At 49.3% G+C, this 26,485-nt stretch carries 21 protein-coding genes; 12 read left to right on the top strand and 9 right to left on the bottom strand.

The features are described 5' to 3' along the window. The 3 genes from ACN0T0_RS03375 to fadB form a co-directional block, all read left to right on the top strand. On the top strand, window positions 1-675 hold a 675-nt coding region (locus ACN0T0_RS03375; RefSeq protein WP_417223285.1), incomplete at its 5' end, for an AMP-binding enzyme. Window positions 676-1,235: 560 nt separating this feature from the next. After that, entirely contained in the window at window positions 1,236-2,420 is a 1,185-nt protein-coding gene (bktB, locus tag ACN0T0_RS03370) for a beta-ketothiolase BktB (RefSeq protein WP_417223282.1), read from the top strand. Between the two features lie 141 nt (window positions 2,421-2,561). Further along, a complete protein-coding gene (gene fadB, locus ACN0T0_RS03365; RefSeq protein ID WP_417223280.1) occupies window positions 2,562-4,691 on the top strand; it encodes a fatty acid oxidation complex subunit alpha FadB in 2,130 nt (709 codons plus the stop codon). A 166-nt stretch (window positions 4,692-4,857) separates the two neighbouring features. Here fadB and ACN0T0_RS03360 read toward each other — a convergent pair whose 3' ends face one another. Then, window positions 4,858-5,070 carry a type II toxin-antitoxin system HicB family antitoxin gene (locus ACN0T0_RS03360; RefSeq protein WP_417223278.1) on the bottom strand — a complete coding sequence of 71 codons (213 nt, stop codon included), beginning with the start codon at window positions 5,068-5,070 and terminating at the stop codon, window positions 4,858-4,860. Between the two features lie 46 nt (window positions 5,071-5,116). After that, on the bottom strand, window positions 5,117-5,314 hold the full coding sequence (locus tag ACN0T0_RS03355) for a GntR family transcriptional regulator (protein WP_417223391.1): 198 nt from the start codon (window positions 5,312-5,314) through the stop codon (window positions 5,117-5,119). A gap of 164 nt (window positions 5,315-5,478) precedes the next feature. On the opposite strand from ACN0T0_RS03355, the gene ccoG reads away from it, so the two are divergent. Both ccoG and ACN0T0_RS03345 read left to right on the top strand, forming a co-directional pair. Beyond that, window positions 5,479-6,849, top strand: coding sequence for a cytochrome c oxidase accessory protein CcoG (ccoG, locus tag ACN0T0_RS03350; RefSeq protein ID WP_417223275.1), 1,371 nt, complete (start codon window positions 5,479-5,481; stop codon window positions 6,847-6,849). A gap of 61 nt (window positions 6,850-6,910) precedes the next feature. Then, window positions 6,911-7,564 (top strand): glutathione S-transferase, encoded by a 654-nt coding sequence (locus tag ACN0T0_RS03345; protein ID WP_417223273.1) that lies wholly within the window; start codon window positions 6,911-6,913, stop codon window positions 7,562-7,564. A 490-nt stretch (window positions 7,565-8,054) separates the two neighbouring features. Here the strand turns inward: ACN0T0_RS03345 and umuC are convergent, their stop codons facing one another. The 4 genes from umuC to ACN0T0_RS03325 form a co-directional block, all read right to left on the bottom strand. Next, window positions 8,055-9,317: a translesion error-prone DNA polymerase V subunit UmuC gene (gene umuC / locus ACN0T0_RS03340; protein ID WP_417223270.1), complete on the bottom strand. Its 1,263-nt coding sequence runs from the start codon at window positions 9,315-9,317 to the stop codon at window positions 8,055-8,057. Between the two features lie 3 nt (window positions 9,318-9,320). Then, the gene (umuD, locus tag ACN0T0_RS03335) at window positions 9,321-9,758 is read right to left on the bottom strand and encodes a translesion error-prone DNA polymerase V autoproteolytic subunit (RefSeq protein WP_417223267.1); all 438 of its coding nucleotides are present in this window, start codon (window positions 9,756-9,758) and stop codon (window positions 9,321-9,323) included. 690 nt (window positions 9,759-10,448) lie between these two features. Further along, window positions 10,449-11,897, bottom strand: coding sequence for a TrkH family potassium uptake protein (locus ACN0T0_RS03330; protein ID WP_417223264.1), 1,449 nt, complete (start codon window positions 11,895-11,897; stop codon window positions 10,449-10,451). Window positions 11,898-12,102: 205 nt separating this feature from the next. After that, window positions 12,103-12,903 (bottom strand): ion transporter, encoded by an 801-nt coding sequence (locus ACN0T0_RS03325; RefSeq protein ID WP_417223262.1) that lies wholly within the window; start codon window positions 12,901-12,903, stop codon window positions 12,103-12,105. A gap of 172 nt (window positions 12,904-13,075) precedes the next feature. Here ACN0T0_RS03325 and ACN0T0_RS03320 point away from each other — a divergent pair, with 172 nt between their 5' ends. Continuing rightward, complete coding sequence (locus ACN0T0_RS03320; RefSeq protein WP_417223259.1) at window positions 13,076-13,987, top strand: dienelactone hydrolase family protein; 912 nt, start codon at window positions 13,076-13,078, stop codon at window positions 13,985-13,987. Between the two features lie 92 nt (window positions 13,988-14,079). Here ACN0T0_RS03320 and ACN0T0_RS03315 read toward each other — a convergent pair whose 3' ends face one another. The 3 genes from ACN0T0_RS03315 to ACN0T0_RS03305 all read right to left on the bottom strand — a co-directional run bounded on the left by ACN0T0_RS03315 (window position 14,080) and on the right by ACN0T0_RS03305 (window position 18,181). Then, complete coding sequence (locus tag ACN0T0_RS03315; protein ID WP_417223256.1) at window positions 14,080-14,742, bottom strand: carbonic anhydrase; 663 nt, start codon at window positions 14,740-14,742, stop codon at window positions 14,080-14,082. 109 nt (window positions 14,743-14,851) lie between these two features. Next, a complete protein-coding gene (gene oadA / locus ACN0T0_RS03310) occupies window positions 14,852-16,657 on the bottom strand; it encodes a sodium-extruding oxaloacetate decarboxylase subunit alpha (RefSeq protein WP_417223253.1) in 1,806 nt (601 codons plus the stop codon). Window positions 16,658-16,765: 108 nt separating this feature from the next. Then, window positions 16,766-18,181: an acetyl-CoA carboxylase biotin carboxylase subunit gene (locus tag ACN0T0_RS03305; protein WP_417223250.1), complete on the bottom strand. Its 1,416-nt coding sequence runs from the start codon at window positions 18,179-18,181 to the stop codon at window positions 16,766-16,768. Between the two features lie 121 nt (window positions 18,182-18,302). Here ACN0T0_RS03305 and ACN0T0_RS03300 point away from each other — a divergent pair, with 121 nt between their 5' ends. The 6 genes from ACN0T0_RS03300 (at window position 18,303) to ACN0T0_RS03275 (ending at window position 25,684) form a co-directional block, all read left to right on the top strand. Then, entirely contained in the window at window positions 18,303-19,259 is a 957-nt protein-coding gene (locus ACN0T0_RS03300; RefSeq protein ID WP_417223248.1) for a LysR family transcriptional regulator, read from the top strand. 439 nt (window positions 19,260-19,698) lie between these two features. Beyond that, window positions 19,699-21,141, top strand: a complete 1,443-nt coding sequence (locus ACN0T0_RS03295) for a two-component system sensor histidine kinase NtrB (RefSeq protein ID WP_417223247.1) — start codon at window positions 19,699-19,701, stop codon at window positions 21,139-21,141. A 33-nt stretch (window positions 21,142-21,174) separates the two neighbouring features. Beyond that, window positions 21,175-21,894, top strand: coding sequence for a DUF3465 domain-containing protein (locus ACN0T0_RS03290; protein WP_417223245.1), 720 nt, complete (start codon window positions 21,175-21,177; stop codon window positions 21,892-21,894). A gap of 57 nt (window positions 21,895-21,951) precedes the next feature. Next, entirely contained in the window at window positions 21,952-22,923 is a 972-nt protein-coding gene (locus tag ACN0T0_RS03285; RefSeq protein ID WP_417223242.1) for an ADP-ribosylglycohydrolase family protein, read from the top strand. A 200-nt stretch (window positions 22,924-23,123) separates the two neighbouring features. Then, a complete protein-coding gene (locus ACN0T0_RS03280) occupies window positions 23,124-24,593 on the top strand; it encodes a YcjX family protein (protein WP_417223241.1) in 1,470 nt (489 codons plus the stop codon). Next, window positions 24,590-25,684, top strand: a complete 1,095-nt coding sequence (locus tag ACN0T0_RS03275) for a TIGR01620 family protein (RefSeq protein ID WP_417223239.1) — start codon at window positions 24,590-24,592, stop codon at window positions 25,682-25,684. Before ACN0T0_RS03280 ends, ACN0T0_RS03275 begins: the two co-directional genes overlap by 4 nt. Window positions 25,685-26,485: the final 801 nt, after the last annotated feature.

Here is a 26,485-nt window from a genome sequence, read left to right as displayed (position 1 = left end):
GATCAAGGCATCCTGCTGTTCACGGCTTATGGTATGTCCGAAACCTGTCCACTGGTGAGTGCCATTTTCCTCAAACCCTCTGAACGTGAACTACAACTCAGTGAGCAGATACCACTGCGTATTAAAGCCGGTGTGCCAATCGGCTTGGTGGATCTCAAAATTGTTGATCCTGAAGGTAACGATGTCGCTCATGACGGCGATGCGGTGGGCGAGATTGTGGTGCGTTCACCATGGTTGACCCAAGGCTATTATAAAGAGGCAGCCAAAGGGGAAGAGCTTTGGGAAAATGGTTGGTTGCATACTGGTGATGTGGCTTCTATCGACAAAGATTACGTTATCCAGATCAAAGACCGCATTAAAGATGTGATCAAAACCGGGGGTGAGTGGATCTCATCATTGGAGCTGGAAAACCTGATCAGTCAATATCCCGCCGTATCTGAGGTTGCCGTTGTCGGTGTGCCTGATGAAAAATGGGGCGAGCGTCCTTATGCCTTAGTGGTGCCGAAGGCGGGAGAAGAGCTTAATGGTGCAGCGATTCAGCAACACCTACAGCAATATGTCGACAGCGGTCATATTAATAAATGGGCCGTGCCGCAGGATATTAAAGTCGTTAGCGATATTCCTAAAACCAGCGTCGGCAAGATCAATAAGAAAGTGATCCGTACTCAAATTTAAGGATCAGGTCTAAAGGCTAAAGGTCGAAGGTAATGCTAAGGGCAGAGGCTTGAACTTAGGTTTAAGCGGATGCTCACTATATGAGGGGGCTTTAAGCTCCCTTTTTTGTCTTTGCTATAGTGAGTAGGGCAGTTTTTGTGACTAAACTTTTATGACTGGGCTAATTTCACCATCTGTCCGATAAGGTAATAATTTATATTATCGTGGTTGTTATGATGACCGCTGTTTTATCGTCATCTGAGTGACAATGGCAGATATTAGCCTGATTTGTCGCCGTTATAGTGCTAACCCCGCACGATATAAGGTTTTTTATACTAACCTTGATAGCGGTTGGTTTTCCTTTAGCTGGCCGTTTATATCAATTAATAAGCTTTTTTGATCATTGTCCCACCGGACTATTCGATGGAGAATGAAGTTCATTAGCTGCTGTCATCGTGAATGGCGTCGTAAAGACAACTCTGAGCATAGGGCGCGAAGAGTGGTCGTCAACGTAGCGAACAGCATTAAAACAAGACAGTCACCGAGTTTATGCGTGGCTCACGATAACAAGAGAGAAAGCAATGAAAAAACGTGAAGTGGTAGTGGTAAGCGGTGTACGTACAGCCATTGGTGGTTATGGTGGTAGCTTAAAAGGGCACAAACCGACCGAGCTTGCCGGCGCCCTCGTCGCCGAAGCAGTTAAACGCGCAGGTATTGCACCGGAATCCGTTGAACAAAGTGTATTCGGTAATGTGATCCATTCAGAGCCTGCCGATATGTACATGGGCCGGGTTGCGGCCATCAAAGGTGGTTTGTCCGAAGAAACACCGTCGTTAACGCTTAACCGTTTGTGCGGTAGTGGCTTGCAGGCCATCATCAGCGCTGCCCAGCAGATCGAACTGGGTGTTTGCGATACCGTGGTTGCGGGCGGTGCTGAATCAATGAGCCGCGCCCCTTACCATCTGCCAACGGCACGTTTTGGTCAGCGTATGGGGGACGGTCAGATGGTCGATCCAATGGTCGCCGCACTGCATTGTCCGTTTAACCATATTCATATGGGTGTGACGGCTGAAAACGTTGCCGAGAAGTTTAACATCACCCGTGAGCAGCAAGATGAGTTGGCGGTACTGAGCCACAATCGTGCGCAGTATGCGATCGAGCAGGGCTATTTTAAAGAACAGATCATGCCGGTCGAACTGAAAACCCGTAAGGGTGTAGAGTTATTCGATACCGATGAGCATGTGCGGATGAACTGCACCCTCGACGATATGAAAAAACTGCGCCCCGTGTTTAAGAAAGATGGCACGGTTACCGCCGGCAACGCTTCCGGTTTGAACGATGCCGCCGGCGCGGTGGTCATGATGGAGCGTGATAAAGCCGAAGCCGAAGGTCGCCAGATCATGGCTCGACTGGTGGATTACTCGGTGGTAGGTGTTGATCCTAAGCTAATGGGTATCGGTCCTGTTGCAGCGATTCAACAGATCTTCGATCGTAACCATCTGTCGGCTAACGATATCGATGTGTATGAAGTCAACGAAGCTTTTGCGGCTCAGGCACTGGCGGTCGCTCAAGAACTAGACCTGCCCCGCGACCGTTTAAACCCAAATGGTAGCGGTATTTCGTTAGGTCACCCAATCGGTGCTACCGGTGCAGTGGTTACGATCAAAGCACTGTACGAACTAAACCGCATTAAAGGTCGCTACGCGATCGTTAGTCTCTGTATCGGTGGCGGGCAAGGTATTGCCGCACTGTTCGAGCGCGTCTAATCTACATCCCGCCATTCGCATTGAATGGCGGGCTCTCTGTTTTCCTGTTGTCTTACTGCTGCGGCCGGTTTTCGTATCCTGTTAAGGATGCTCAGAAGTGCGCATCACTGCTGTCGCCATTTAAAGAGTCGAGGTTTCACCATGTATCAAGGTCAGGCGTTGTGCCTAAATAAACTGGATGCCGGGTTGGTTGAGCTAACACTGGATCTGCAAAGTTCTTCCGTTAATAAACTGAACCAACATACCCTTACCGAACTCGCCGAAGCGGTCGTTATCCTGCGCGATGCCTCCGATGTTAAAGGGTTGCTCATTCGTAGTGCCAAGCCTGCTTTTGTGGTCGGTGCCGATATTACTGAGTTCGTTGAAAACTTTAACTTGTCGGAAGAGCAGCTGGCCACGTGGGTTGGGCGTACTAATCAGTTGTTCTGTGAACTGGAAAATCTGCCTTATCCGACAGTCGCCGCCATTAATGGTTTGGCGCTCGGCGGGGGTTTTGAATTGGCGCTGTCGGCAGATTTCCGTGTGATCGCGGATAACGCCAAGATCGGTTTCCCCGAGGTTAATCTTGGCCTGTGTCCAGGGTGGGGCGGCACGGTACGTTTGAGTCGCTTGATCGGTGCCACCGACGCATTAGAGTGGGCCGTTCGCGGACGCCCACAAGCTGCGGCTAAAGCGCTCGCCGCCGGTGCCGTGGATCAGGTGGTCGCGGCAGATGAGCTACAAGCCGCGGCGTTGGCGTTTCTGCAGCAGGCGGTCAGTGGTGACGTCTGTTACACCAGTAACAGTGCGCGCAAGATAGACGAGCGTACTGAAACACTCGATCTTGCTCAGTTGAAACAGCATTTTAGTCGAGATCTGCGTCCGGGTTCCCCCGCCGCCGAGATGATTATTGATGCGATCAGCCAGCATGTGAGTCTGCCATTTGAGGCGGCCCTGAAGGTCGAAACCGGTTGTTTTGTTGCGCTCGCCAAAAGCGATGCCACCCAGAGCCTAGTAAGATTGTTCCTCAACACGACTCAGCTTAAAAAGCAGGCGAATACTTGGGTTAAACAAGCACGTCCCGTGGCTCAGAGCGCGGTCTTGGGTGCCGGTATTATGGGCGGGGGTGTTGCCTACCAATCGGCCTCCACTGGCACGCCGATCATCATGAAAGATATCAATGATGAGGCGCTAACCCTAGGCATCAACACCGCCACTCAATTGCTCGATAAGCAATTAGAAAAGGGCCGTTTGGATGATGCCGGTAAAACTAAGGTGCTGGATGCTATCACCCCAACACTGGATTATACGCGTTTCAACGGTGCTGATCTGGTGGTTGAGGCCGTGGTTGAAAACCCTAAGGTGAAAGCTGCGGTGTTGGCCGATGTTGAACTGTATGTACCCGAGCACACGGTGCTGGCATCGAATACCTCAACTATTTCTATTGATCTGCTGGCTGAGAGTGTTCAACGCCCCGAACAGTTCTGCGGCATGCACTTTTTTAACCCGGTACATCAGATGCCATTGGTTGAAGTGATTCGTGGTAGCAAAACCAATGATGCGACGATTGCGACCACCGTTGCCTATGCCACATCGATGGGCAAAACGCCGATTGTCGTGAATGATTGCCCCGGATTTTTGGTCAACCGGATTTTGTTTCCCTATTACAATGGCTTTAACCGTCTGTTGAAGCAGGGTGTTGATTTCCGTCGTATCGATAAAGTGATGGAGCAGTTTGGCTGGCCGATGGGGCCTGCTTATCTGGCCGATGTGATCGGCATTGATACCATGGTGCACGCCGATGCTGTGATGCAGCAAGGTTTTCCTGAGCGTATGTGCCATGACGGCAGCGTGATTATGGAATTACTGCTGGCGGATGATTGCTTAGGGCAGAAAAATGGTAAAGGTTTCTATCAATATGGCGTTGATGACAGTGGTCGACGTTATAAAGAGGCGTCAGGCCCGGTGATGGAATTGATCGCCGCTGAGGTCACCGACAAGGTGGAAGTGACCGATCAAGAAATTATCGACCGGTTGATGATTCCGTTATGTACAGAAGCGGTGCGCTGCCTCGAAGATGGTATTGTCGAAACGCCGGCAGAGGTGGATATGGGCTTGATTCTGGGGCTTGGTTTTCCACGTTTCCGTGGTGGGCCGCTACGTTATATCGATACCCTCGGGCTAGATCACTTTGCCGCCATCGTTAAACAGCATCAAGACCAAGGCCCGCTGTATCAGCTCACTGACGGCTTTATTCGCCGCCAAGAGGCAGAGGAGAAGTATTTCGCCTGATCAGCGTTTGCCCGCTGGGTGATAACGGATGATTAAACGGAAAGGGCTGATGCGTTGAGCATCGGCCTTTCTTCTTTATTCGTTGCTCGTCGTTCGATGCGACTTCGTCGCTTGTCCGAACATCACTTCGCGACTTGCTCGAAAAAATAGGGCACAACCGCCATCATCAAGAAGGCTTTTGAGGTGCTTTCCCGACGGCATGACATGTTTCGAGGTAATCACTAACGGCTTCTTCGAATGCCGTTTTTAGCTTAGAAGCCGTTTCACAATGAAAGCCGATGATGTCTTTTATGCCTGCAATATGGCCGATAAAGCACTCATCTTCAGAGCTGAATTCTATTCGTGCAGCATAGCCCTGATATAGCATTGAATTACTCATGGCTCTGCTCCTAATTGTTTGAAAAAATTCGTGCATCTTTGACTTGCTATGGCTTTGCTTCTTTCTTCGAGTGTGGACGGTAAAAACTCGCAATATAGCCTGCTTTGGGACGGGCTTCGAGGAGCCCTTGGGCTTCTAGCCGTTGCAAAGCGTGCTGTACCGTGGCTTTCGATAAGCTGTGCTGTTTACACAGTTCCCGAATGGAGGGAAGCCGCTCGCCGGTACGCCAGCGCTGTGCTTGAATGCCTTCGAATAGCTAGCTTTCGAGTTGCTGATATAAATAGTCTGATGCCATGGCGTGTCTATATTAGGTTCAACTGTGCCTATTATATATCTTTTTTTTATGCCTGCTCCTATCGTTATTGCAGCCCTAATCTACGTGCATCAAAAATTGAGTAGATCAACCGCATGCAAAAAATTCCTCTACGGCAAGAACCTATCGCGGCCTCCGTCACACCATTTGCTAAAGATGGCAAGTTTCATGTGCGCCTTACCGAAGGGCGCTTTCAAAACCTAAGACGTTTAACCACCTGGCCATTGATAGCCCTATTTTTTGGCTTAGTTTGGGTTCAGGTTGATGGCCAGCCGATTCTGTTTTTCTCCTTTGAACAACGCAAGATCACTCTGTTTGGCAGCGCGCTATCTTGGCATGATCTGCCTTTATTGGCGGGTGTGATGATTGCGGGGTCGACCTTGCTGTTCTTTATGGCGGTGGCATGGGGGCGTATCTGGTGCGGTTTTGCCTGCCCACAAAGCATCTGGACCTGGTTGTTTATCCGTATTGAAACGCTGACGGAAGGACGGGCCAACAACCGAGCTAAAACGGAAGGGCAGCCATTAAGAGGTGTGCGGCTATTGCGCCGAATCACTAAGCATCTGCTGTGGATACTGCTGTCGTTGCTGACAGCGGCGACCTTTACCGGTTATTTCGTGCCTATTCGAGAGATTGCCACGGATGCCTTGCAGTTGCAGATGTCGCTACCCATGTTCGGCTGGTTGGCGATTATGGCGGCTTTAACCTACGCCAATGCGGGCCTTGTGCGGGAAAAAATCTGCCTGCATGCCTGTCCTTATGCCCGTTTTCAGAGTGTTATGTTTGACCGGGACACATTGACTGTCAGTTACGATGCTCACCGGGGAGAGCCGCGGGCGAATCATCGAGCTAGCCGTGATAATAGCGGTGACTGTGTCGATTGTGGTATCTGCGTGCAGGTGTGTCCCACCGGTATTGATATCCGTGATGGCCTGCAGGCGGCTTGCATCGACTGTGCGGCCTGTATCGATGCCTGTGATACGGTGATGGATAAGCTGCAACGACCCCGTGGACTGATTCGCTTTGCCTCAGAGCAACAGTTGGTCGGTCAATCGTCTCCCTTTTTACGCGCCCGACTGGCCGGTTATGCGGCGATAATGCTCTGTGCCTTTGGCGTGGTCGCCTATGGTTTTACCGAGACGAAAGGGTTGCTCGTTGAGATCCGCCGCGATCGGACTAATCTGGTAACACAACTTGATCAGGACACCGTGTGTAATCTTTATCGAGTAAAGGTGGAGGGCTTTGCTAAGGAGCAGACGCTGGTTAAAATCTCTCTGGCTCAACATGAACAGTATCAGTTGCATGGTCCAGCCGAGATCGACCTAAGAGAGAGTAATTCGGTTTGGTTGCCGTTCCGTATCTGCGGCAGTCACCGTGGTGCACAGAACGCTGCCGTGGAGTTTGTCTTCAATGGTAACGGTATTCAGACCTCTAAGGCGACCACCTTCTTAACGCGGCTGATGTAATGACGTAGATGTAATTAACGTATAATGCGGCGGTTTTTATAATCTGGGGTACACTAGCGCGATGACGACTCAACCACCGATACTTTACTCCTTCCGCCGCTGCCCCTATGCGATACGCGCTCGACTGGCGATTGCCAGCAGTGGTCAATCCGTGGCGCTGCGAGAGGTGGTGCTAAAAGATAAACCCGCCGCCATGTTGCAAGCTTCCCCTAAGGCCACCGTGCCGGTGTTAGTGCTGCCTGACAGGGTGATCGACGAAAGCCGCGATATCATGCGCTGGGCGCTGCGCCAGAGTGATCCACATAACTGGCTGTGTGCCGATGACCCGGATCAATTGTGGCAGAGCGAAGGGCTGATTCAGGAGAACGATGCTGTTTTTAAGCAGCACCTCGATCGCTACAAGTACTTTGAGCGCTATCCCGGTCATTCTCAAGACTATTATCGCCAACAGTGCGAAGTCACACTGGGCCGCCTAGAACAGCAGCTGCAGCAATCGGCGTTTCTGACCGGTGAACATTGCTGTCTTGCGGATATCGCGATCTTTCCTTTTATCCGTCAGTTTGCTCATGTTGATCGTACTTGGTTTTATAGCGCGCCTTATCCTGGCCTACAGCGCTGGTTGGATTACCATTTAACATCACCGCTGTTTTTGTCGGTCATGAAAAAATATCCTCGCTGGGAGGAGGGTAATGCGATCATTCGCTTCCCTAAATAATTGTATAATTTAAACAGTTTAATGAATAATTAAGCGCCGTTTATTCGGCGTTTTTTTATTGTAAATCACCTTGGCAGTTAGCCCATATCCAGCGGAATCAATAGCGGCCAGGCACTCGTTTTAAACCTTCTTTCTCTCTCGGCTAAGCATCTTTAAAAGCCAAATTCCAGATCGAGATAGAGGCTGATTGAATGGCTGGCTTTGATGTTAAATTAAACCCAATAATAACCGCTTCAACGGCCTTTCTGTATGCCTATCTATCGCTATTATTCCCCGTATAATCAGAGTCTATCGTCTCGTTTTTCTGGCTAATCGGTCGGAAAGGGCGAGGGCTCAAAAAACGGTTATTTGGCCGCCGTTTCTCATGGGTTTTATTCAGTGGCTAGCACCGACCCAATGCTTAAAAATCCTATAGATTACATTAATAATTTTAATTAGTTTATTGTTATATAAGAAATAGATAGAAAACTAAAATTGTCGACAATTGTTGTTAGGCTTTGACGATGGGTAGTTGATCCCAGCGGGTGGTATAGGCTGGCGAGAGACGATTACGCTGCATCTGCCAGCCGCTGGTTAACATCTCTGAAGCAAAGCGCACCTGACCGCGACCACTCTGATTGATCTGGTCGACCGCTTGCATGAGTCGCATTGCGGCGGGTGATGCGGGGGCTTCAAATAGTGATGGCTGAAAGTGACCCGGTGAGTATAGATCGGACAGCATAATGCCCGCTTTCATATAGCGACAATTGGGTTTCCAGAGTGCTTGTAATAATGATTGTGCTACGGCATTCAGCTGTCGGGAATCATCGCTGGGAACATGGAGCATACGGCTGGCACTATTGCTATAAAAAGCCTCTTGAGGTGCATGGGGGTTGGTGCGGATAAAAACCGTCACCACGCGAGCCAATGCCGACTGCTGGCGAAGCTTTTCTGCCGCCCGACAGCAATATTGGGCGATGGCTGAACGCATCGATGGCAGGGTGGTAATGCGTCGAGCAAATGAGCGACTGCAGAGAATTTGTTGGCGAGGTGGTGGGCACTCTTCTAATGCCATGCAGGGCTGACCATTCAGTTCACGTACCGTGCGTTCTAAGGTGATCGAATAATGACGACGAATCCAAGCCAGATCACAGTCTGCTAATGCCTGCGCTGAACGGATACCCTGCTGCTCTAGTCGTCGTGTGAGTCGACGACCCACTCCCCAAACCTCCTGCACTGGCACCAGAGCCAGCAATCGACGCTGACGCAAGGAGTCGGTTAGATCAACCACCCCCTGCGTCGCGGCATACTGTTTAGCGGCATGATTAGCGAGTTTTGCCAGAGTTTTCGTGGGGGCGATACCGACGGACACATGAATGCCGGTATGCTGATAAACCCGCTGCTTAAGCTGTTGCCCATATTCGGCTAATGAAAAGTGAGTCTCGAGGCCGCTTAGATCAAGAAAGGCCTCATCGATGGAATAAACTTCAATGGCCGGTGCCTGCTGCTCAAGCACGGTCATCACTCGGGCGGAAATATCGCCATACAGTGCATAATTAGATGAAAATACCGCGATATTCTCCCGGTCTATCTGCTCCTGAACCTGATACAACGGCACGGCCATCTTGATGCCTAAGCGCTTCGCCTCAGCACTGCGGGCGACGATACAGCCATCATTGTTGGATAGCACCACGATAGGGCGACCCGCTAAGTCAGGCCGAAACAGTCGCTCACAACTGGCATAAAAATTATTGCAGTCCACCAGCGCAAACATCGATTAGCCCCGTTGACGCACAGAGTGAATCACCGTGGTGACAACGCCAAACAGCTCCAGCGTGCTCTCTGGGCCAAACTCAATGGGAGTATAGGCTGGATTATGTGCCAGTAACTGCAGGGTTGGGCGGGTCGATAGCTCTTTAACTGTAAACTCGCCATCAACACAGGCGATGACAATATCACCATTGGCCGCTTTGAGTGAACGATCGACCACCAGCACATCGCGGGAGAAGATTCCGACCCCCTCCATAGAGTCACCTTCGGCGCGAACAAAATAAGTGGCGGCGGGGTGCTCAATGCAAAGCTCGTTCAGATCTAATGTGCGCTCTATATAATCTTGAGCCGGCGAGGGGAAGCCCGCCATCACGCGGCTCATAAACAGCGGCACTTTAATCAGCGTGCTTGGGCATCGACTATGGCCCAAAAATGAAATCTGCATAAGTGATGCAACCCTTTAATGTTATATGTACTGTATATATAACCAGTATAGTAAAACTGAAGACCGCCTGAGTAAAGAGAAACACATCAAGATTTAATATGATACAAAATACATATTGTGTATTATTTTTTATATCTATTGCCTGACCTTAATCGATCGATACACCTCTCGCTAATGGAGTGGCCGACGGCAAAAAAGGCCAAAGCCGTCAAAAAAGTAGGATGGGCTAATGAACTCAGAGGCTTTATTTGCCTGCATCAGGCGATGAATTTCGATGCGAAATTTAGGTATAGACTCACAAAAAGGCTTAGCAAAGGGCCTTAAAAAGAGCGCTGATCAAGAGGACTTGAAGAGAATTCAGGCGTCGAATTTGGGGCGTGCTCAAAGATTGGTTTGGTCGTCTTTTCAAACTCGCCTAAGCTTGAAAAACGGTAAAAACCTCGATAAATTAAAACTATTAAAAATCAATCTATCTTATGAGAAATAATTCATAACCTTTTGTTTTGTATTGATTATCTATAGATTAAATGGCTGGGCAATAACACTGCTCTTGGCTTGCTATTACTGATGAGTAACGGCCACTAAGAATCGTATCAACCAAGCCCGCTGGGTGGTGCTCTGAGGTTTCTTTGCGGTTTGTTATTTCGTATTTCAAAGCTTCATTTTTCCAGTTTTAGGCAGGCTATTGCATCAGCCACGCCAGAAAACCGGAGAGAATATAACCACAACCGTGAGCAGTTCCAAACGCCCGAGAATCATAGTAAACGAAAGTATCCATTTGGCCAAATCTGGCAGGGGCGCAAAGCTTCCTGAGGGGCCGATGATATCGCCTAAACCTGGACCGACATTGGTCAACGCTGTTGCGGCGCCGGTGAAGCTGGTGACGAAATCAACGCCGATGGCGGTCAGCAATAAAGTGGTCACAGCTAAGGTCAAAAAAAACATAAAGGAGAAGGCTATCGCGGAAACGATAATATCATCGTGTACTAACTTGCCATTGTAGTGAATGGCAAAGACTCCGCGGGGGTGAACCAGTTTGCGAAACTGATCTCGGAGAAACAAAAAAGCCAGTTGAAAGCGAAAGATCTTCATACCACCGGCAGTGGAACCGGAACAACCTCCGATAAAGGTGACAATAAAAAACAGCGCAATACTAAACTGCCCCCAGAGGGTGTAGTCCGACGAAGCATAGCCGGTGGTCGTAATCACTGAGGTGACATTAAAGGCGGTATGGGTCAGTGCGGCGAAGAACGGCATATCGCCGGTCAGCATTAACTGGCTTGTCAAAATAATCACCAGTGCAACAACGATCATTAGAAAGCCCTTTACCTGCTGGTCCGCGAGACTTTTGAGTGAGGGGCGCAGCAAGAAGCGGATAAACAGGGTAAACGGCAGGCTGCCTAATAGCATAAAGAATACCGATACCCAGAGTACCGTGGCACCAAACCGCCCCATGGACTGATCATTGGTGGCATAACCGCCGGTGGATACCGTGGTGAAGGCATGGTTGATCGCATCAAACACTGTCATCCCCACGAGCCAGTAACTGCAGGCGCAGAGTAAGGTGAGCAATAGATAGCTGAGCAGCAATGTTCTGGCTAGTTCATGAAAACGGGGCAGTGATTTATCGGCCCAGTCGGATGATTCTGTCTGGAATAGGCGCATCCCACCGATCCGTAAAAAGGGCAAAATGGTTACCGCCATACCGATAACACCTAGCCCGCCAATCCATTGCAGTAATGACCGCCATAGTAGCAAGCTTCGCGGCAGGTCCTGCAAGCCACTGATAACCGTGGAGCCGGTCGTGGTAATACCCGAAACCGATTCAAATACCGCATCAGAGAGTGACAATGGGTGATGGCAGAGCATTAAGGGCAGCGCGCCAAGAAAGGAGAGTAGCATCCAGCTACAACTGGTTAGCAGATATAGTTGTCGTGAGGTAAGGGTAAAGCGTGATGGTTTGAAGATAATTATCAGGGTGAAGCCTAGTAAGATGCTCAGCCCGGCAGAGGCAAGAAAGGGGATGTATTCTGGGTCATCATAGATGGCCCCATATCCCGCCGGGATAAGCATCAATACCGCCATAATCCATGCCAATATTCCGCATACATAGAGCACCGGCTGAAACAGCTTAATCATTGTCAGACACCTTAATTAGACAGGCGATAATTATCCTCTTTAGCGATAAAAAATCGACTATAAATGTCGGATTTTATAGATAAATATCGGTTTAATGATGACGGATAAAACGAGCAGAGAAACTGCACTAAAACGGGGCTGATTTAACGCTTTAGTGCAGCTTTAATTGGCATAATATTTGGATGCAATTGTTGTCAGGAAAGGACTATAGCTTTGCCTTGATCAGCTCTTTTAGTTCTCTAATTTCAAGATGCAGTGATTCGATCGTTGGCGTGCCATCGGTCAGCGCTTGTTCCCGGGCTTCTTGGGCGTGTTCGCCCTCCATCACACTCACAACGATGCCGATTACCATATTCAAAAAGGCGAAGGTGGTTAGAAAGATAAAACTTAGATAGAAGATCCAGCTAAAGGGATAGACGCCCATCGTTTCATACATCACATCGGTCCAATCCTCAAAGGTCATCACCCGGAACAGGGTGAGCATAGCAATACTGATATCCCCCCAAAGCACCTCGTTGATCTCGCCAAAGAAAGACGCCCCCACAGCCGCATAGATATAGAAGATGATGAACATCAGTAGGATCACATAGCCTAGTTGCGGCAGAGCTTTAATTAATGAGTTCAGCAGCAGGCGAAGCTCCGGGATGATAGAAACCATCCGCAACACTCTAAAGATACGAATCAAACGGCCAATCAGGGCCATTTCGCTATCCTCAACCGGAATCAGGCTGATAACCACGATTAAGGTATCGAAGGTGTTCCAGCCGTTTAAGAAGAAACGTTTTTTCTCCGGCTCCCCTATAAAGCGAATCGAAACCTCTAACAGAAAGAACAGCGTGATGGCGGTATCCATCCAGCCGATCAGCGTCAGCACATCGGCAGGAATATCGTAGGTTTTAGCGCCAATAACGAGGGCAGAAAAGAGAATAATTGAGACAACAAAGAGCTCAAAAGCCCGATTGTTACGCAGCCGAAAGAACGCTGCCTGCAGTTTCATGTAATTCATAGCGTGCCGATTTAGGATTTAAGTGGATCAAAAATGAAGGCAACTTTACTGCGCTTTGCACGAAATGTGTACCACCAATAACGTCCAAACTCATAAGTTTTTACATGATAACCGTAACATAGGTTATATTAACTTAACGGCCCAACACCGGGCATCAGAATGAGGAGTCCGTATGCACTCGAATTACGATAAGAATAGGCCGTCAGCCATCGCTATCCCTCAGGAAGCTTTCGATTGGTATGACGAATATGCCCATGGTGATATCGACCGACGTACCTTTCTTAAGCGCTTGGCGACATTAGGGGCTATCGGACTTAGTCTGAGCGTGGTGTCGAGTGCCTTAATGCCTAATTATGCGCAGGCTGAACAGGTATCGTTCAATGATGCGGATATCAAGGCCAGCTATGTCGAGTTTGATGCCCCCGAGGGGTATGGCACCGGACGCGGCTATCTTGTTGTGCCTACCGGCGTCAGTGCTGAAAATCCCGCCCCGGCCATTTTGGTCGCCCATGAAAACCGAGGTTTAAACCCCTATATTGAAGATGTGGCTCGGCGCTTAGCCAAAGCGGGCTATGTGGCCTTTGCTCCTGATGCGTTATATTCCCTCGGTGGTTATCCGGGAAATGATGACGAGGGGCGGGCGATGCAGAAAACCCTGGAGCGCAGCAAAATAGAAGCAGATTTCGCGGCCGCCGCCCAAATGCTAACGCAGCATGAACTGACTACCGATAAACTCGGCGTGGTTGGCTTTTGTTTTGGTGGTTATCTGACCAACCAGTTAGCGGCAATGTTGCCGGAGAGTATAGATGCCGCCGTGCCTTACTACGGAACCCCACCGCAAGGGCCCATCGGCAATATCAAAGCACCACTACAGTTGCACTTTGCGGGGCTGGATAAGCGGGTGAATGGTTATTGGCCAGAATTTGAAGCATCACTGATCGCCGCGAAAGTCGACTATAGTGCGTTTATCTACCCGAATGTTAATCATGGGTTTCATAATGACTCGACGGGCCGTTATGATGAGAAAAGCGCTGAACTGGCTTGGCAGCGAACCTTGGCCTTCTTTAAACTGCACTTGAGTTAAGTTAACAAGAGTTAAGAGAAGAAAAAGGAGTAAGGGTGAGGGAAGCCAGCCTAGCAATAGGCCGGCTTCCGCAGTTTAGTTGCGGCAAACGGTTATTGATCTACCTGTGCAATGAGATCGGCATATAGCACATCAAAGTCCTCAAAGGCTGAGTCATTATGTTTGCAGCAGCGAATAGAGCCGCTTTTTATATCGTAAATCCAGCCATGCACCTCTAGTTTATCGGTGGCCAATTTCGCGGCAACCGCCGGGTGGGTACGTATGTGCTGTACCTGCTGCAATACGTTTTCCTCTATCGCTTCATTAAGATGCTCAACGCCGACCGCCTCCTCATGGGGAATATCATGGCGTTCACGGACAATTTCCATCGCCGAACGGCAGTGTCCTAGCCACTCTTTCACATGGGGCAGCCCTCGTAGTGCATTGAGATCCAGTGCGCCCTTGATGGCACCGCAATCGGTATGGCCACAGATAATAATATGACGCACCCCTAAAACCGCCACCGCGTATTCGATAGAAGCGGTCATGCCACCGGTTTCGTTACTGTGGGGTGGAATGATATTACCGGCATTACGGCAGATGAATAGATCACCCGGCGAGGTGCCAGTCAGGAGGTTAGGGTCTATGCGTGAATCGGAACAAGTGGCAAATAAGATTTCAGGACTCTGCCCATCGGCTAGCGTCCCAAACAGATCTTTGTGTTCCGGATAAACATGCTGGCGAAAATTAAGCACGCCTTTTATTATTTTTTCCACGGTCGTTTTCTCTACGTCGGCCATTAAATAGTCAGGATTAAAAATACCCGGTTATGGACAAGCTGGACAGCCATAACCGGGAAATAATCATGAATAAAGTTGGATTAGATTACTCGATTTCAGCCAATACTTCGCCAGGGATCACTCGATCACCTTTAGCGACGTAGATCGCCTTCACGGTGCCAGCAACATTGGCATGGATCTCCATCTCCATTTTCATCGCTTCGGCGACCAAGATGGGTTGGCCTGCGGTGACTACATCGCCTTCTTTCACCAATACCTCGAAGATATTGCCCGGCATCGCCGTAGTAACATGACCCGGTTCGCTGGCTTTCTTACGTGCCTGACCGCCTTCGGCAATATATTCGTTTTGCGGCTCAAAGATGACCTCTTCAGGCACACCATCTAATGACATATAGATTTTGCGTTTGCCGCTACCGAACTCACCCACACCGGTGACCGCAATATCATAGGCTTCACCATGTACCTCAATCTTAAATTCAGAGGCGCTAGCTTGGCCGAGTTTAATACCATTAGCGGCATCAATCGGGAGCAGTTCTTCTGGCTTGAGTGTCCCCGCCGCCCGTTGTTGTAAGAATTCACGGCCTAGATCCGGGAACATAGCAAAGGTCAGTACATCTTCTTCTGACTGGGCCAGATCACCGATCTCTGCCCGCAGGTTATTCAGTTCAGGGCTAAGCAGATCTGCAGGGCGGCCCACATCAACACTTTCATTACCGATGGCGCGTTTTTGCAGTTCGCTATCGACCTCAGCTGGCGCCGCGCCATAACCCCCTTGCAGATAACGTTTCACCTCATTGGTGATGGTTTTGTAGCGTTCGCCGGCAAGGACGTTATAGACCGCTTGGGTGCCGACAATCTGCGAAGTGGGTGTGACCAGCGGTGGGTAGCCAAGGTCTTTACGCACGCGTGGGATTTCGGCAAAAACATCACGAATTTTATCCAGTGCATTCTGTTCTTTTAACTGATTCGCTAGGTTAGACATCATGCCGCCGGGCACCTGATTGATCTGCACCGAAACATCTTCGCGGGTGAACTCACTTTCAAATTGATGATACTTTTTCCGTACTTCGCGGAAATAATCAGCAATTTCCGTCAGCAGTGCTAAATCAAGCCCGGTGTCATACTGAGTGCCTTTCAACGCTGCCACTTGGGTTTCTGTAGCCGGATGGCTGGTGCCGCTGGCAAATGAGGAGATCGCCGTATCAATACGGTCGGCACCGGCTTCAATGGCTTTTAATTGGCACAGTGGAGCAAGGCCCGCCGTTGAGTGGCTATGGACGACAATAGGTAAATCCAGCTCGGCTTTCAAAGCGCTGACGAGATCATAGGTGCCATAAGGGGTAAGCAAGCCCGCCATATCTTTAATCGCGATTGAATCCGCACCCATATCACGCATTGCCAATGCCTGTTTCACAAACAGCTCGGGCGTGTGTACTGGGCTGGTGGTATAGCAGATAGTGCCCTGTGCATGTTTGCCGGCTTTCTTCACTGCTTTCATAGCGGTTTCAAGGTTGCGAATATCGTTCAGGGCATCGAAGACGCGGAACACATCGATGCCGTTTTGCGCGGCTTTAGCGACAAAGGCTTCGACCACATCATCGGCATAATGGCGATAGCCCAGCAGGTTTTGCCCTCTCAACAGCATCTGTAGGCGGGTATTGGGTAGGGCAGCGCGCAGTTGACGCAGGCGCTCCCATGGATCTTCTTTTAAAAACCGGACGCAGGCATCAAAGGTTGCACCGCCCCAAGCTTCCAGTGACCAGTAGCCGACCTGATCCAACTTCTCACAGATGGGCAGCATATCTTCGGTGCGCATCCGAGTAGCGATCAGTGACTGATGACCATCACGTAAAACGACATCGGTAACTTCAATTTTATTGACTTGGTTCACAATAGTTTCTCCTGCAACCGCTTCGGCAGTTGGCTGTCATTCATCTGTTTATAGCCGCGCGGCAGTGATGCCTTAATGTTAAGCGCGGGCATTAATCGATTGAGCGGCTTACCAGCCGGCGTAAGCGGCAATCGCCGCCGCTACGGCTAAGGCCATTTGGCTAGGGTGGCGCTTATCGGAATAACTCAGCAGCTCGGGATGGTTCGGCACAAAGCTGGTATTGAAATTGGCCGCCTGAAAATCGGGATGCTGCAAAATCTGCTGATAATAATTAGCCGTGGTTTTAATGCCATGCAGACGCATATCATCCAGTGCCCGTTGACCCCGTGCGACGACTTCTTCCCAGGTCAGCGCCCAAACCACCAGCTTCAAGCACATGGAATCGTAGTAGGGCGGAATTTCATAACCGGTATAGATCGCCGTATCGACCCGAACGCCAGGACCGCCCGGCGCATAGTAGTGAGAGATGCGACCAAAGCTGGGTAGAAAGTCATTTTTCGGATCTTCGGCGTTAATACGAAACTGCAGCGCATAACCACGATAGCTAATATCTTCTTGGCGGTAGCTCAACGGTAGTCCCGATGCGATACGCAGCTGTTCACGCACAATATCCACGCCGGTAATCTGTTCGGTAATGGTATGTTCCACCTGCACCCGGGTATTCATCTCCATGAAATACACCTGATTTCCGGTTAGCAGGAACTCCACCGTGCCGGCGTTTTCATAGCCAACCGCTGCGGCTGCTTTGACCGCCAAACTACCGATATACTGGCGCTGCTCCGGGGTTAGCTGTGGGCTAGGGGCGATCTCGATCAGTTTTTGATTGCGTCGCTGAATCGAACAATCCCGTTCATAGAGGTGGATCACATTACCCTGGCTATCAGCCAGAATTTGTACTTCGATATGGCGTGGATCGACGATGCATTTTTCCATAAAGACTTCCGCTGAGCCAAAGGCCTTGGTGGCCTCAGAGATCACGCGCGGGTATTGCAGTTTAAGCTCTTGCGGTGTATCACAGCGGCGAATACCACGGCCACCGCCGCCAGAGGTCGCTTTTATCATGATGGGATAGCTGATTTCGTCCGCCAGTTTTAAGGCTTCCTCAACATCGGCTAAGTTACCCTCCGACCCCGGAGTGATGGGGACACCCGCCGCGCGCATCGAATCACGGGCCTGGGTTTTATCGCCCATATTATGGATAACACTGGATTTTGGCCCGATGAAAGCGATGTTTTGCTGTTCACACAGGCGGGCAAATTCGGCATTCTCTGAAAGAAAGCCATATCCTGGATGAATAGCATCGCAGCCGGTTTCGAGTGCGAGGTTAACGATGCATTGCGGGTCGAGGTAGCCGGCCAAAGGGTCTTCACCCAATGAATAGGCTTCATCGGCACGCTTTACATGTAAGGCATAACGATCCGGCTCGGTATAGATCGCCACAGAACGGATGCCGGTTTCGGCGCAAGCGCGGATAATGCGGACCGCGATCTCTCCCCGGTTGGCAATCAGTACTTTGTTAATCATGAAGCTCTCCTGTCTAGGCTGTTTGCCGTAAGAATATAAATCGATCCTAGTGGCATTCTTTGATAAGTAGAAATTGATATTTCTTAGTTTATCTATAAGGTATTGCTTATAGATAAGCGAAATGAGGGACAATCGCGTGCCACTGTCGATCAAAAATATGGCTGCACGACTGACATTTCGTCAGTTACAGGTGTTTAAGGCGGTTTATCAGCTGCAAAGTTATAGTAAGGCCGGAGAACTGCTAGGCCTGACTCAACCGGCGGTGAGTAGTCAGATGCGCCAACTCGAACAGGCGGTTGACCAGCCTTTGTTTGAATATGTTGGCCGGCGTTTGTTTTGTACCGCCGCAGGTGAGCGATTATCGGAGAGTATCAACCATATTTTTATTGAATTAGCCGATCTGCAAGCCGATCTTGGCGCGTTGAAGGGCAATGTAGCGGGGGAGTTAAAGCTAGTCGCGGTTAATACGGCCCAATATATGGTGCCCTACCTGTTGCGGGCGTTTCTCGACCTTCACCCCCATGTCAGCGTACGCATTAAGGTGGTCAACCGCGCGACAGCGTTGCAAGGGCTCAACGAAAACAACGACGATCTGGTGATTATGGGGATGGTCCCCCTCGATAGGCCGTTGGCATCACTGCCATTCTTAGATAATGAGTTGGTGCCGGTGGTACCGGATGGCCATCCGTTATTGCAACAGCCGAGCATTATGGCGCAGCAATTTCTGGATAGCTTTTTACTGGTGCGTGAACCCGGCTCGGGGAGCCGCTTAGCCCTCGAACAACACTGTCAAGAACATCGCTTACGGTTTGCGCCGAGCATGGAAATCGGCTCCAATGATGCGGTTAAGCATGCGGTGATTGCAGGGTTAGGGGTCGCTGTACTGCCGAAGCTCAGTATCCTTTCTGAGTTACAACTCGGAAACTTAAAAGTCGCGAATATTGAAGGCTTTCCGCTACGACGAAGTTTCTGTGTTGTACACCCCCAAGCGAAGCATCCAACCCCTGCGATGCAGGCTTTTTTAGATTACATTCAGCAAAATATTAAACAGTTTGAACGGATGTTTTTAGATAATTAAATCAGTATATTAAAATATTATATTAATGTCTTAGTTTAATATTTAAGATGGTGTATTTGTCACTATTTTAACCTCACATTTACCTTGAGCAGACTAATATTGCACCCGAACTGCCAATGGTTTTGTCGTCTAACCGGTAGTCGGCAGTGCGACCTTAGGTAGAGTATTTAATCAATAGCTGGCTAGAAGCTTAGAAAGTGCCATCCATGTAAGGGTGATGCGCGGTGTGAAAAGCCGCTATAAAAATAGCGAAATGGGCGTCAATTCCTATAGAATAGGGCTAAATTGAAACTAAGCTTAGCAAACCACTCTAATGACTTCAGGCAAGACGAACGATAGGTTACAGTGATTGGCTTCGGCACCGCTCTGAAAAAGACCGCCACAACCGAACAGCAACACCGTTTTTTGTTATTCATCCGGAATTAGTTAATACACTCATATGATTAAATACGCATTTTTGGTACTCGCACTCTGCATACAAAGCCCATGGGCTACCGCTGCCGTCGATTGGTTTAAAGATGAAAACGGTAGAACCAAGTGGCAACACCTCGCGAATTTCAGTAGCGGCACACTTATTATCATTCTCTCGATCACCGCGATATACCTGTTGATTTATAGCCGCCGGGCGCATCGAGCTAACCGTGAATTGACCACCATTAAAAATGAGTTGGAGCAGCGGGTTCAAGAACGCACCGCGGCAGTCGAAGAATCTAATGCCAAACTGATCCAGAGTAACCAGTTGCTGGAGTCAGAAGTGGCCCAGCATGTGATCACCTCAAATCAGTTACGCACCTCAGAGCTGTACGTCAAAGATATTTTGACCTCAATGCCGCTAATGCTGGTGGGTTTGAATAAAGACGGGCAGGTGACCCAATGGAACCGACGGGTCGAAGAACTCTCCGGTGTACCATCGGAAAAAGCACTGGGTAAAACCCTGTGGGAAGCCTATCCCACCATGACTATTGTGCCTGAACATATTCAGCAGGCCATTGAACAAAATAAAATCATCCATCTGAAACAAAGTCTGCGCAGCCTGTCGCACTTTGATATTACCATCTATCCGCTGCAGGGACCTGAGCCGGGTGTGGTAATTCTGGTGGATGATGTCTCAAAAGAAACCACCGCTGAAAACCTGCTGATTCACAATGACAAAATGTCGTTTATGGGCGAACTCGCATCGTCCATGGCTCACGATATTAATATCCCTTTGCAGGCCATTCTAATGGACCTCAAGCGGTTTAAAAATATTATGGCGGATAGCCAGCGGGTTGGTGACAAAACCGCGCTGCTCGAGTCGATCTACAGCGATATGTCAGATAAAGGCGATCAAGTTGCGAAGATCATTCATAACTTGCTGACCTTTGCCCGCAATCGCAATAGCGAAAAACAGATGGCGGATATCGTCGATGTGATGGAACATACGGTCAACCTCGGTAAAGAGGTGATCTCGGTATCGGATGGACTGATGTTTAATCAGGTCAAACTCGAATGGCAGGTCGAGAAGGGGCTGCCACAGGTGCCTTGTTATATCACCGAACTGCAGCAAGTCTTTCTCAGTCTGTTCCGGCATGCCTGTGCCGCCTTGCAGAAGAAGGTCGGTACCGATGGGTTTGAGCCAACCATCAAAATCATTTTGTCAGAAAGCTATGACAATATGTGGATTAAAATTCAGCATAATGGCATCGGCCTGACCAGCGAAGAACAGATGAGTCTGTTTGAACCGTTCTTCAGTAACAGCCAGCCCGCTGAAGACTTTGATACCGGCGAACATCTGTCGTTCTCATACTACATTATCACTGAACAGCATCAGGGCCATATGGCGGTAACCTCTGATCCAGAAGTGGGATCGACCTTCCATATGCAGATCCCGATCACACGCTAATTATTAAGCCATACAACCGAGGGAATGCCCCTTATGCAGCACCAGACAGGGACGTTAGTGGTCTGGAAAGATGACCGAGGTTATGGCTTTATTAAGCGTCAAGATGGGCCTGATCTGTTTGTTCACATCCGCGATTTTGGTCATATTCCTCGCTCACCTCATGTTGGCGATAGGGTTCACTTTCAACCGATGCGAGATAACCAAGGGCGGTTTCGTGCCGCCGATGTCCGTATTGAAGGGCTTACCCAACAACCACACAAGCTGAGCAAAAAGCCTCGACGCCGTCAGGGCCCACATAAATCAATCAACATTGTTACCCCGCTCAAACTTATCGCGGTGATTATTGTCGCGCTACTGCTCGTACTTATTTACCGATCTATGCCGGATGACACGGCACCTGCCACTAGTCAACTTAGCGATAACGACAGCCTTATTCTGCAGGCTTATCGCAACCAGCAAAGCAACCTCCAGGTGCACGGCAGCGGCATTGTCAGCCAAGTACTACCGGACGATCGCCAAGGCAGTCAGCACCAGCGGTTTATTCTCAGATTGCCATCAGGCATTACGGTGCTGGTGGCGCATAATATTGATTTAGCGCCGCGAATAAACGGACTGCAAAAGGGTGACCAGGTTAGCTTTTACGGTGAATATGAGTGGAACAATCGGGGCGGTGTGGTTCACTGGACCCATCATGACCCCGGCGGTCGGCATGCTCATGGCTGGTTAGAACACCAAGGCAAGCGATACCGCTAGGAAATAAAGGTAAGATAAGAGGCATGATCAAAACGATCACCATACAAGGAGATATCTATGCCCACTTTAGATAAGTTAAGAGGCATGTTGGTCGGATTAGCGGTCGGTGATGCCTTAGGGGCCGCGGTCGAATTTATGCCACGCGGGTCGTTCAAACCAGTGGACGACTATCGCGCGGGAGGGCCACACAATCTTGACGCGGGCTACTGGACCGATGATACCTCGATGGCGCTGTGTTCTGGGGCGAGCTTAATCCAATGTAATACCCATGACCCTGATGACCAGATGCGTCGCTATCAACGTTGGTATCGTGAGGGGTATATGTCGAGCACTGGCCATTGTTTTGATATCGGCCATCAAACACGTAAAGCCATTCAGCGGTACGAGCAAAGTGGTATTGCCTTACACAGCGGTGTACACCCGGATGATACCGACAGTGCCGGCAATGGCGCACTAATGCGTTTGGCTCCAGTGGCAATGAAATACCATGCGAGTCTAGACCAAGCAATTGATGCTGCCGCCGACAATGCTGCACTAACCCATACCGAACCCCGCTGTATCGATGCTAATCGAGTGTTTACCTTTCTGTTGCTGCGTGCCCTTAAAAGTACCGATAAAGCTCAGGTGCTGTCTCCCGAAGCTGTCACGGAATACTTTGCCGATACCCTTGATGTTGAAGTGAATCATGTTGCCCAAGGTTCCTATAACCAGCTGACCGAGTCGCAAGTAGAATCGAGTGGCTATGTGGTGACATCGCTAGAAGCTGCGTTATGGGCCTTTTACCATGCTTCAAGTTTTGAGGAAGGGGCCAAATTGGCGGTTAATCTGGGTGATGATGCCGATACCATTGGCGCCATTTATGGGCAAATTGCTGGCGCATTTTGGGGTTATAGCGCCATTCCAGCGCGCTGGATCAATGAGCTGCATGATCTATCCCGACTTGTTACGGTCGCCGATCTACTGATCACGGGTATTACGGATCAGCACTTGGAAACCTTAATCGCGCATACGCCGATCGCTAAAACGTAGTAGCGTGATGGTGCCTCACTAAATGGGTACCGGTGGAACTGTGTGATAAATAATCTGTCTATCACGCAGAGTTTGATTAATAAGCAGAGTCGATAAGCCTGTTAGCCTAGCGCATTGAGATCGCCGAGCCGCCTGCATACCCTAGCGGGCTGCGCAGGATAGATTCACGCTGCTGCTAAACGCTTAACATTAAGGATCGAATGAAAGAATCGGAAGGATTGGTATCCAGCGTTTTCACGAACCCCATTAAAGCCGTGTTAGACCTCGCAGATGAGGGGATGAACGGTGCGTCGACTCAGTTTGACAAACTGCGTGATCAACGTTTTTGTATCGGCATTACTGGCTTGAGCCAGAGTGGTAAATCTACCTTTATTACCAGCCTGATCAATCAGCTATTGCAACATGATACCGCCAGCTTACCTGGTTTTTCACCGGTGCTAACCGATCGTTTATTGGGCGTGAAAATCCACCCCTTAGATGCCCCTGAGTTGCCACAGTTTCCTTATGATGACGCCTATCGTGGCTTAGCTTCGCCGCAACCGCATTGGCCGCCTTCGACTGAAGACGCTAGCGGCTGCTTGCTAGAACTCAGGTTGGAAAACACAGGGGCTAAATTCAACCCATTTAGCCGTAAACAGTTTTCTCTCTATCTCGAAATCAGGGACTACCCCGGCGAATGGTTACTGGATTTGCCGCTACGGGATATGAGTTATTCCCGTTGGTGCGCTCAGTGCAATGCGCAATACACCCAAGCCCCTCGAGCCGAACTGTTAGGCGAGTTGTTAACGGAGCTGCAGCACCTCGATCCATTGGCCGAAGCCGATGAAGCAATCCTTAAAGCACTCAATCAGCGCTACGTCGCGTTTTTAAACGCCTGTAAATACAACAGCAAAAGCCTCAGTCTTATTCAGCCAGGCCGTTTTCTGATTCCCGGACGAATAGATGATCCAGAGATACTGACCTTTTTGCCATTGTTAAAATGTGGTGGGTATACCGAAGGGCAGCTCAATGCCGCAGCAAAGAATAGCTACTACAAAGTCTGTCAGCGCCGTTATAAACGTTATATCAAAGAGCTAGTGGAACCCTTTTATAAAGCGTTTTTCAGTCGTATTGATCGGCAGTTGGTATTGGTTGATGTGGTCAATGCCTTAAATGCCGGGCCTGATTATATCGATGATATGCGCCAAGCCTTGGCCAATATCACCGATAGCTTTGCCTACGGTAGTCGCAACCGATTGTTACAGTTGTTTAGCCCAAAAATCGATAAAGTGGTGTTTGCCGCAACCAAAATCGATCAGGTGTTATCGGAAGATCATGAAGCCGTGCGCCAATTATTATCGGTCATTGTTAAACAAGCCTATCGCAACGCGCAACATGAAGGCATACAGCCGATCTGTGAAGCCACAGCGGCGGTTCGTTCGAGCAAAGAGGTGAAACATGAAAACCAATTGGGGATTAGCGGTTTTGGTGCCGATGGAAACCCCATCGGCTATATCCATCCTAAAATTCCCAATCGCATTCCCGAAGGGGACGAGTGGGCGGCCTTTCTGACATGGAAGATTCCACCACTGAACCCACCTAAGGGTATCTCCTATCAAAACGATGATGCCATTCCACATATCCGCCTCGACAGCATACTCAACGCACTGATCGGAGATAAATGTGTATGAGCCATAACCCGCATGACGATGTTACACCCCGCACCTCAGGGCATACCTTTCAAGTAGACAGTGATCCAAGTGTTGATCACGCAGAGACCGATAGGGAACAGCCGCGCCAGGCAAAAACGTTTATGCCTGACGAGGAAGAACGCTTATCCGCTGCACCGGAAACCATTACCGCCGGGGAGCGCTTGCCTCGCATCTCTGAATATTCAGGTATTGAGCTACAGGCATTACCACTTAAGGGGCTAAAAAACTTTTTTAAAGTCACCGGGGTCCTGCTACTAATACTGCTTGGCTGGGATATATATGATGTCTTCCGAAGCGCCTTAGCGCTTCACTGGCTTGCGGCAAGCGCCTTTGTACTGCTGGTGGCACTCGTCGGCGGGCAGGGGTTACGCTTATTATGGCGCTATACTCGCGATCGCGACACTCTCGAAAGCCTCAATGATATTCAACAGGATGCCCAGCGCTTAACAAGTGCGAATGATTTTGGTGACGCGGGACCTTTTATTCAACGCTTACAGGACTTCTATGCCGACAAGCCCCAAGCGATTTTTTATCAACGCTGCATCGATCAGCTACCGGATTATAGTAATGATCGTGAAATCATCGAACATATCGAGCGTGTCTTTGTCCAGCCGCTAGATAGTGAAGCGTTGCGCCGAGTGTCGTCTTTTAGTCTGCAAACCGGGGCCGCCGTAGCGGTAAGCCCTTGGGCATCCCTCGATATGTTGCTATCCCTATGGCGCAGTCTGAAAATGATCGATGAAGTCGCTCAGGTCTACGGTATTCGCCCCTCATTAACAAACCGCTATAAACTGTTAAAACAGGTCACTCATCAGCTTATCTTTGTCGGTGCGACGGATATTATGATTGATCAACTGATGAGCGAGTTCGGCGCTGCCTCCCTAACCACGATGACTAGTACCCGAATAGGCCAGGGCGTTGGTGCGGGTATCTACACGGCGCGCATTGGTATTGCTGCCATGGCCGTCAGCCGTCCCATCGAATTTAACAGTCAGAATAAACCTAAGTTGAAATCGGTAATTTCACCGATGCTCAGCCATATCAAAAATCTTTTTAAGCCGACTAAATAGCCTGCGGGGGGCTGGTATCGATTACCTAGCCCCGCTTGGTCTTAATAGCGGATAAAGAGAGCGGGTGAAGCCTATTATGGAAAATAGCAGCACGTCAAAATGACAAGATAAATACGGTTTGGGTAGATAAGACGAATAGAGAAGATCAATAAAAGGGAAGGCTTTGGTTGAAATATAACGAGGAAAGCGCCAGCTAGTAGGCGAATGATACTGAGTGTGACAGCGTTAACGAGATTTACAGGCAAAAAAATAAGGAAGTGATAGTGTCCCTACCTAGCTTCCTTTATTCAGCAATCCATTTCCGTGTAGCCAATGCGTCCTGCAATCCCCCGGGCTACTCTGCTGAGTTCTGCAATCAATTCCCTGATTGCCCTGAACATGTGCGCCATATTAGATTCAAACGGGGTTCATGTATCTAGGACAAATTCCTATTTTATCAATTCTGACGTTATATTTTAGTCATCATCAAGGACAAACAATGCCAATACTGACAGTGGGAATGATCCAAAATCCACAAAATAGGATATATATTGGGACAATATAATCGCTGAGATCGGCACCATAGCGAAGCAAAAATATGTGTTTACATAAATACTTATTCATTTAATAACAATAGGTTGGCATTGTATTCTCGATATGCTTCAGAACATGCTATGAATGTAGCAAAGCACATTCGATAAAAATACGAAAACGGACAGGCTTTCGCAGTTGACCTGTCTTACCTAGGTGCATAAGCTTGAGATAGGCTAATTAAGATGGTTATAAACCATTTACCGTTGACTTGAGCATTAACGATTATTT

The organism is Amphritea sp. (assembly GCF_048266285.1).
Taxonomy (GTDB): Bacteria; Pseudomonadota; Gammaproteobacteria; order Pseudomonadales; family Balneatricaceae; genus Amphritea.
This window is presented reverse-complemented; position numbering and strand designations above follow the sequence as displayed.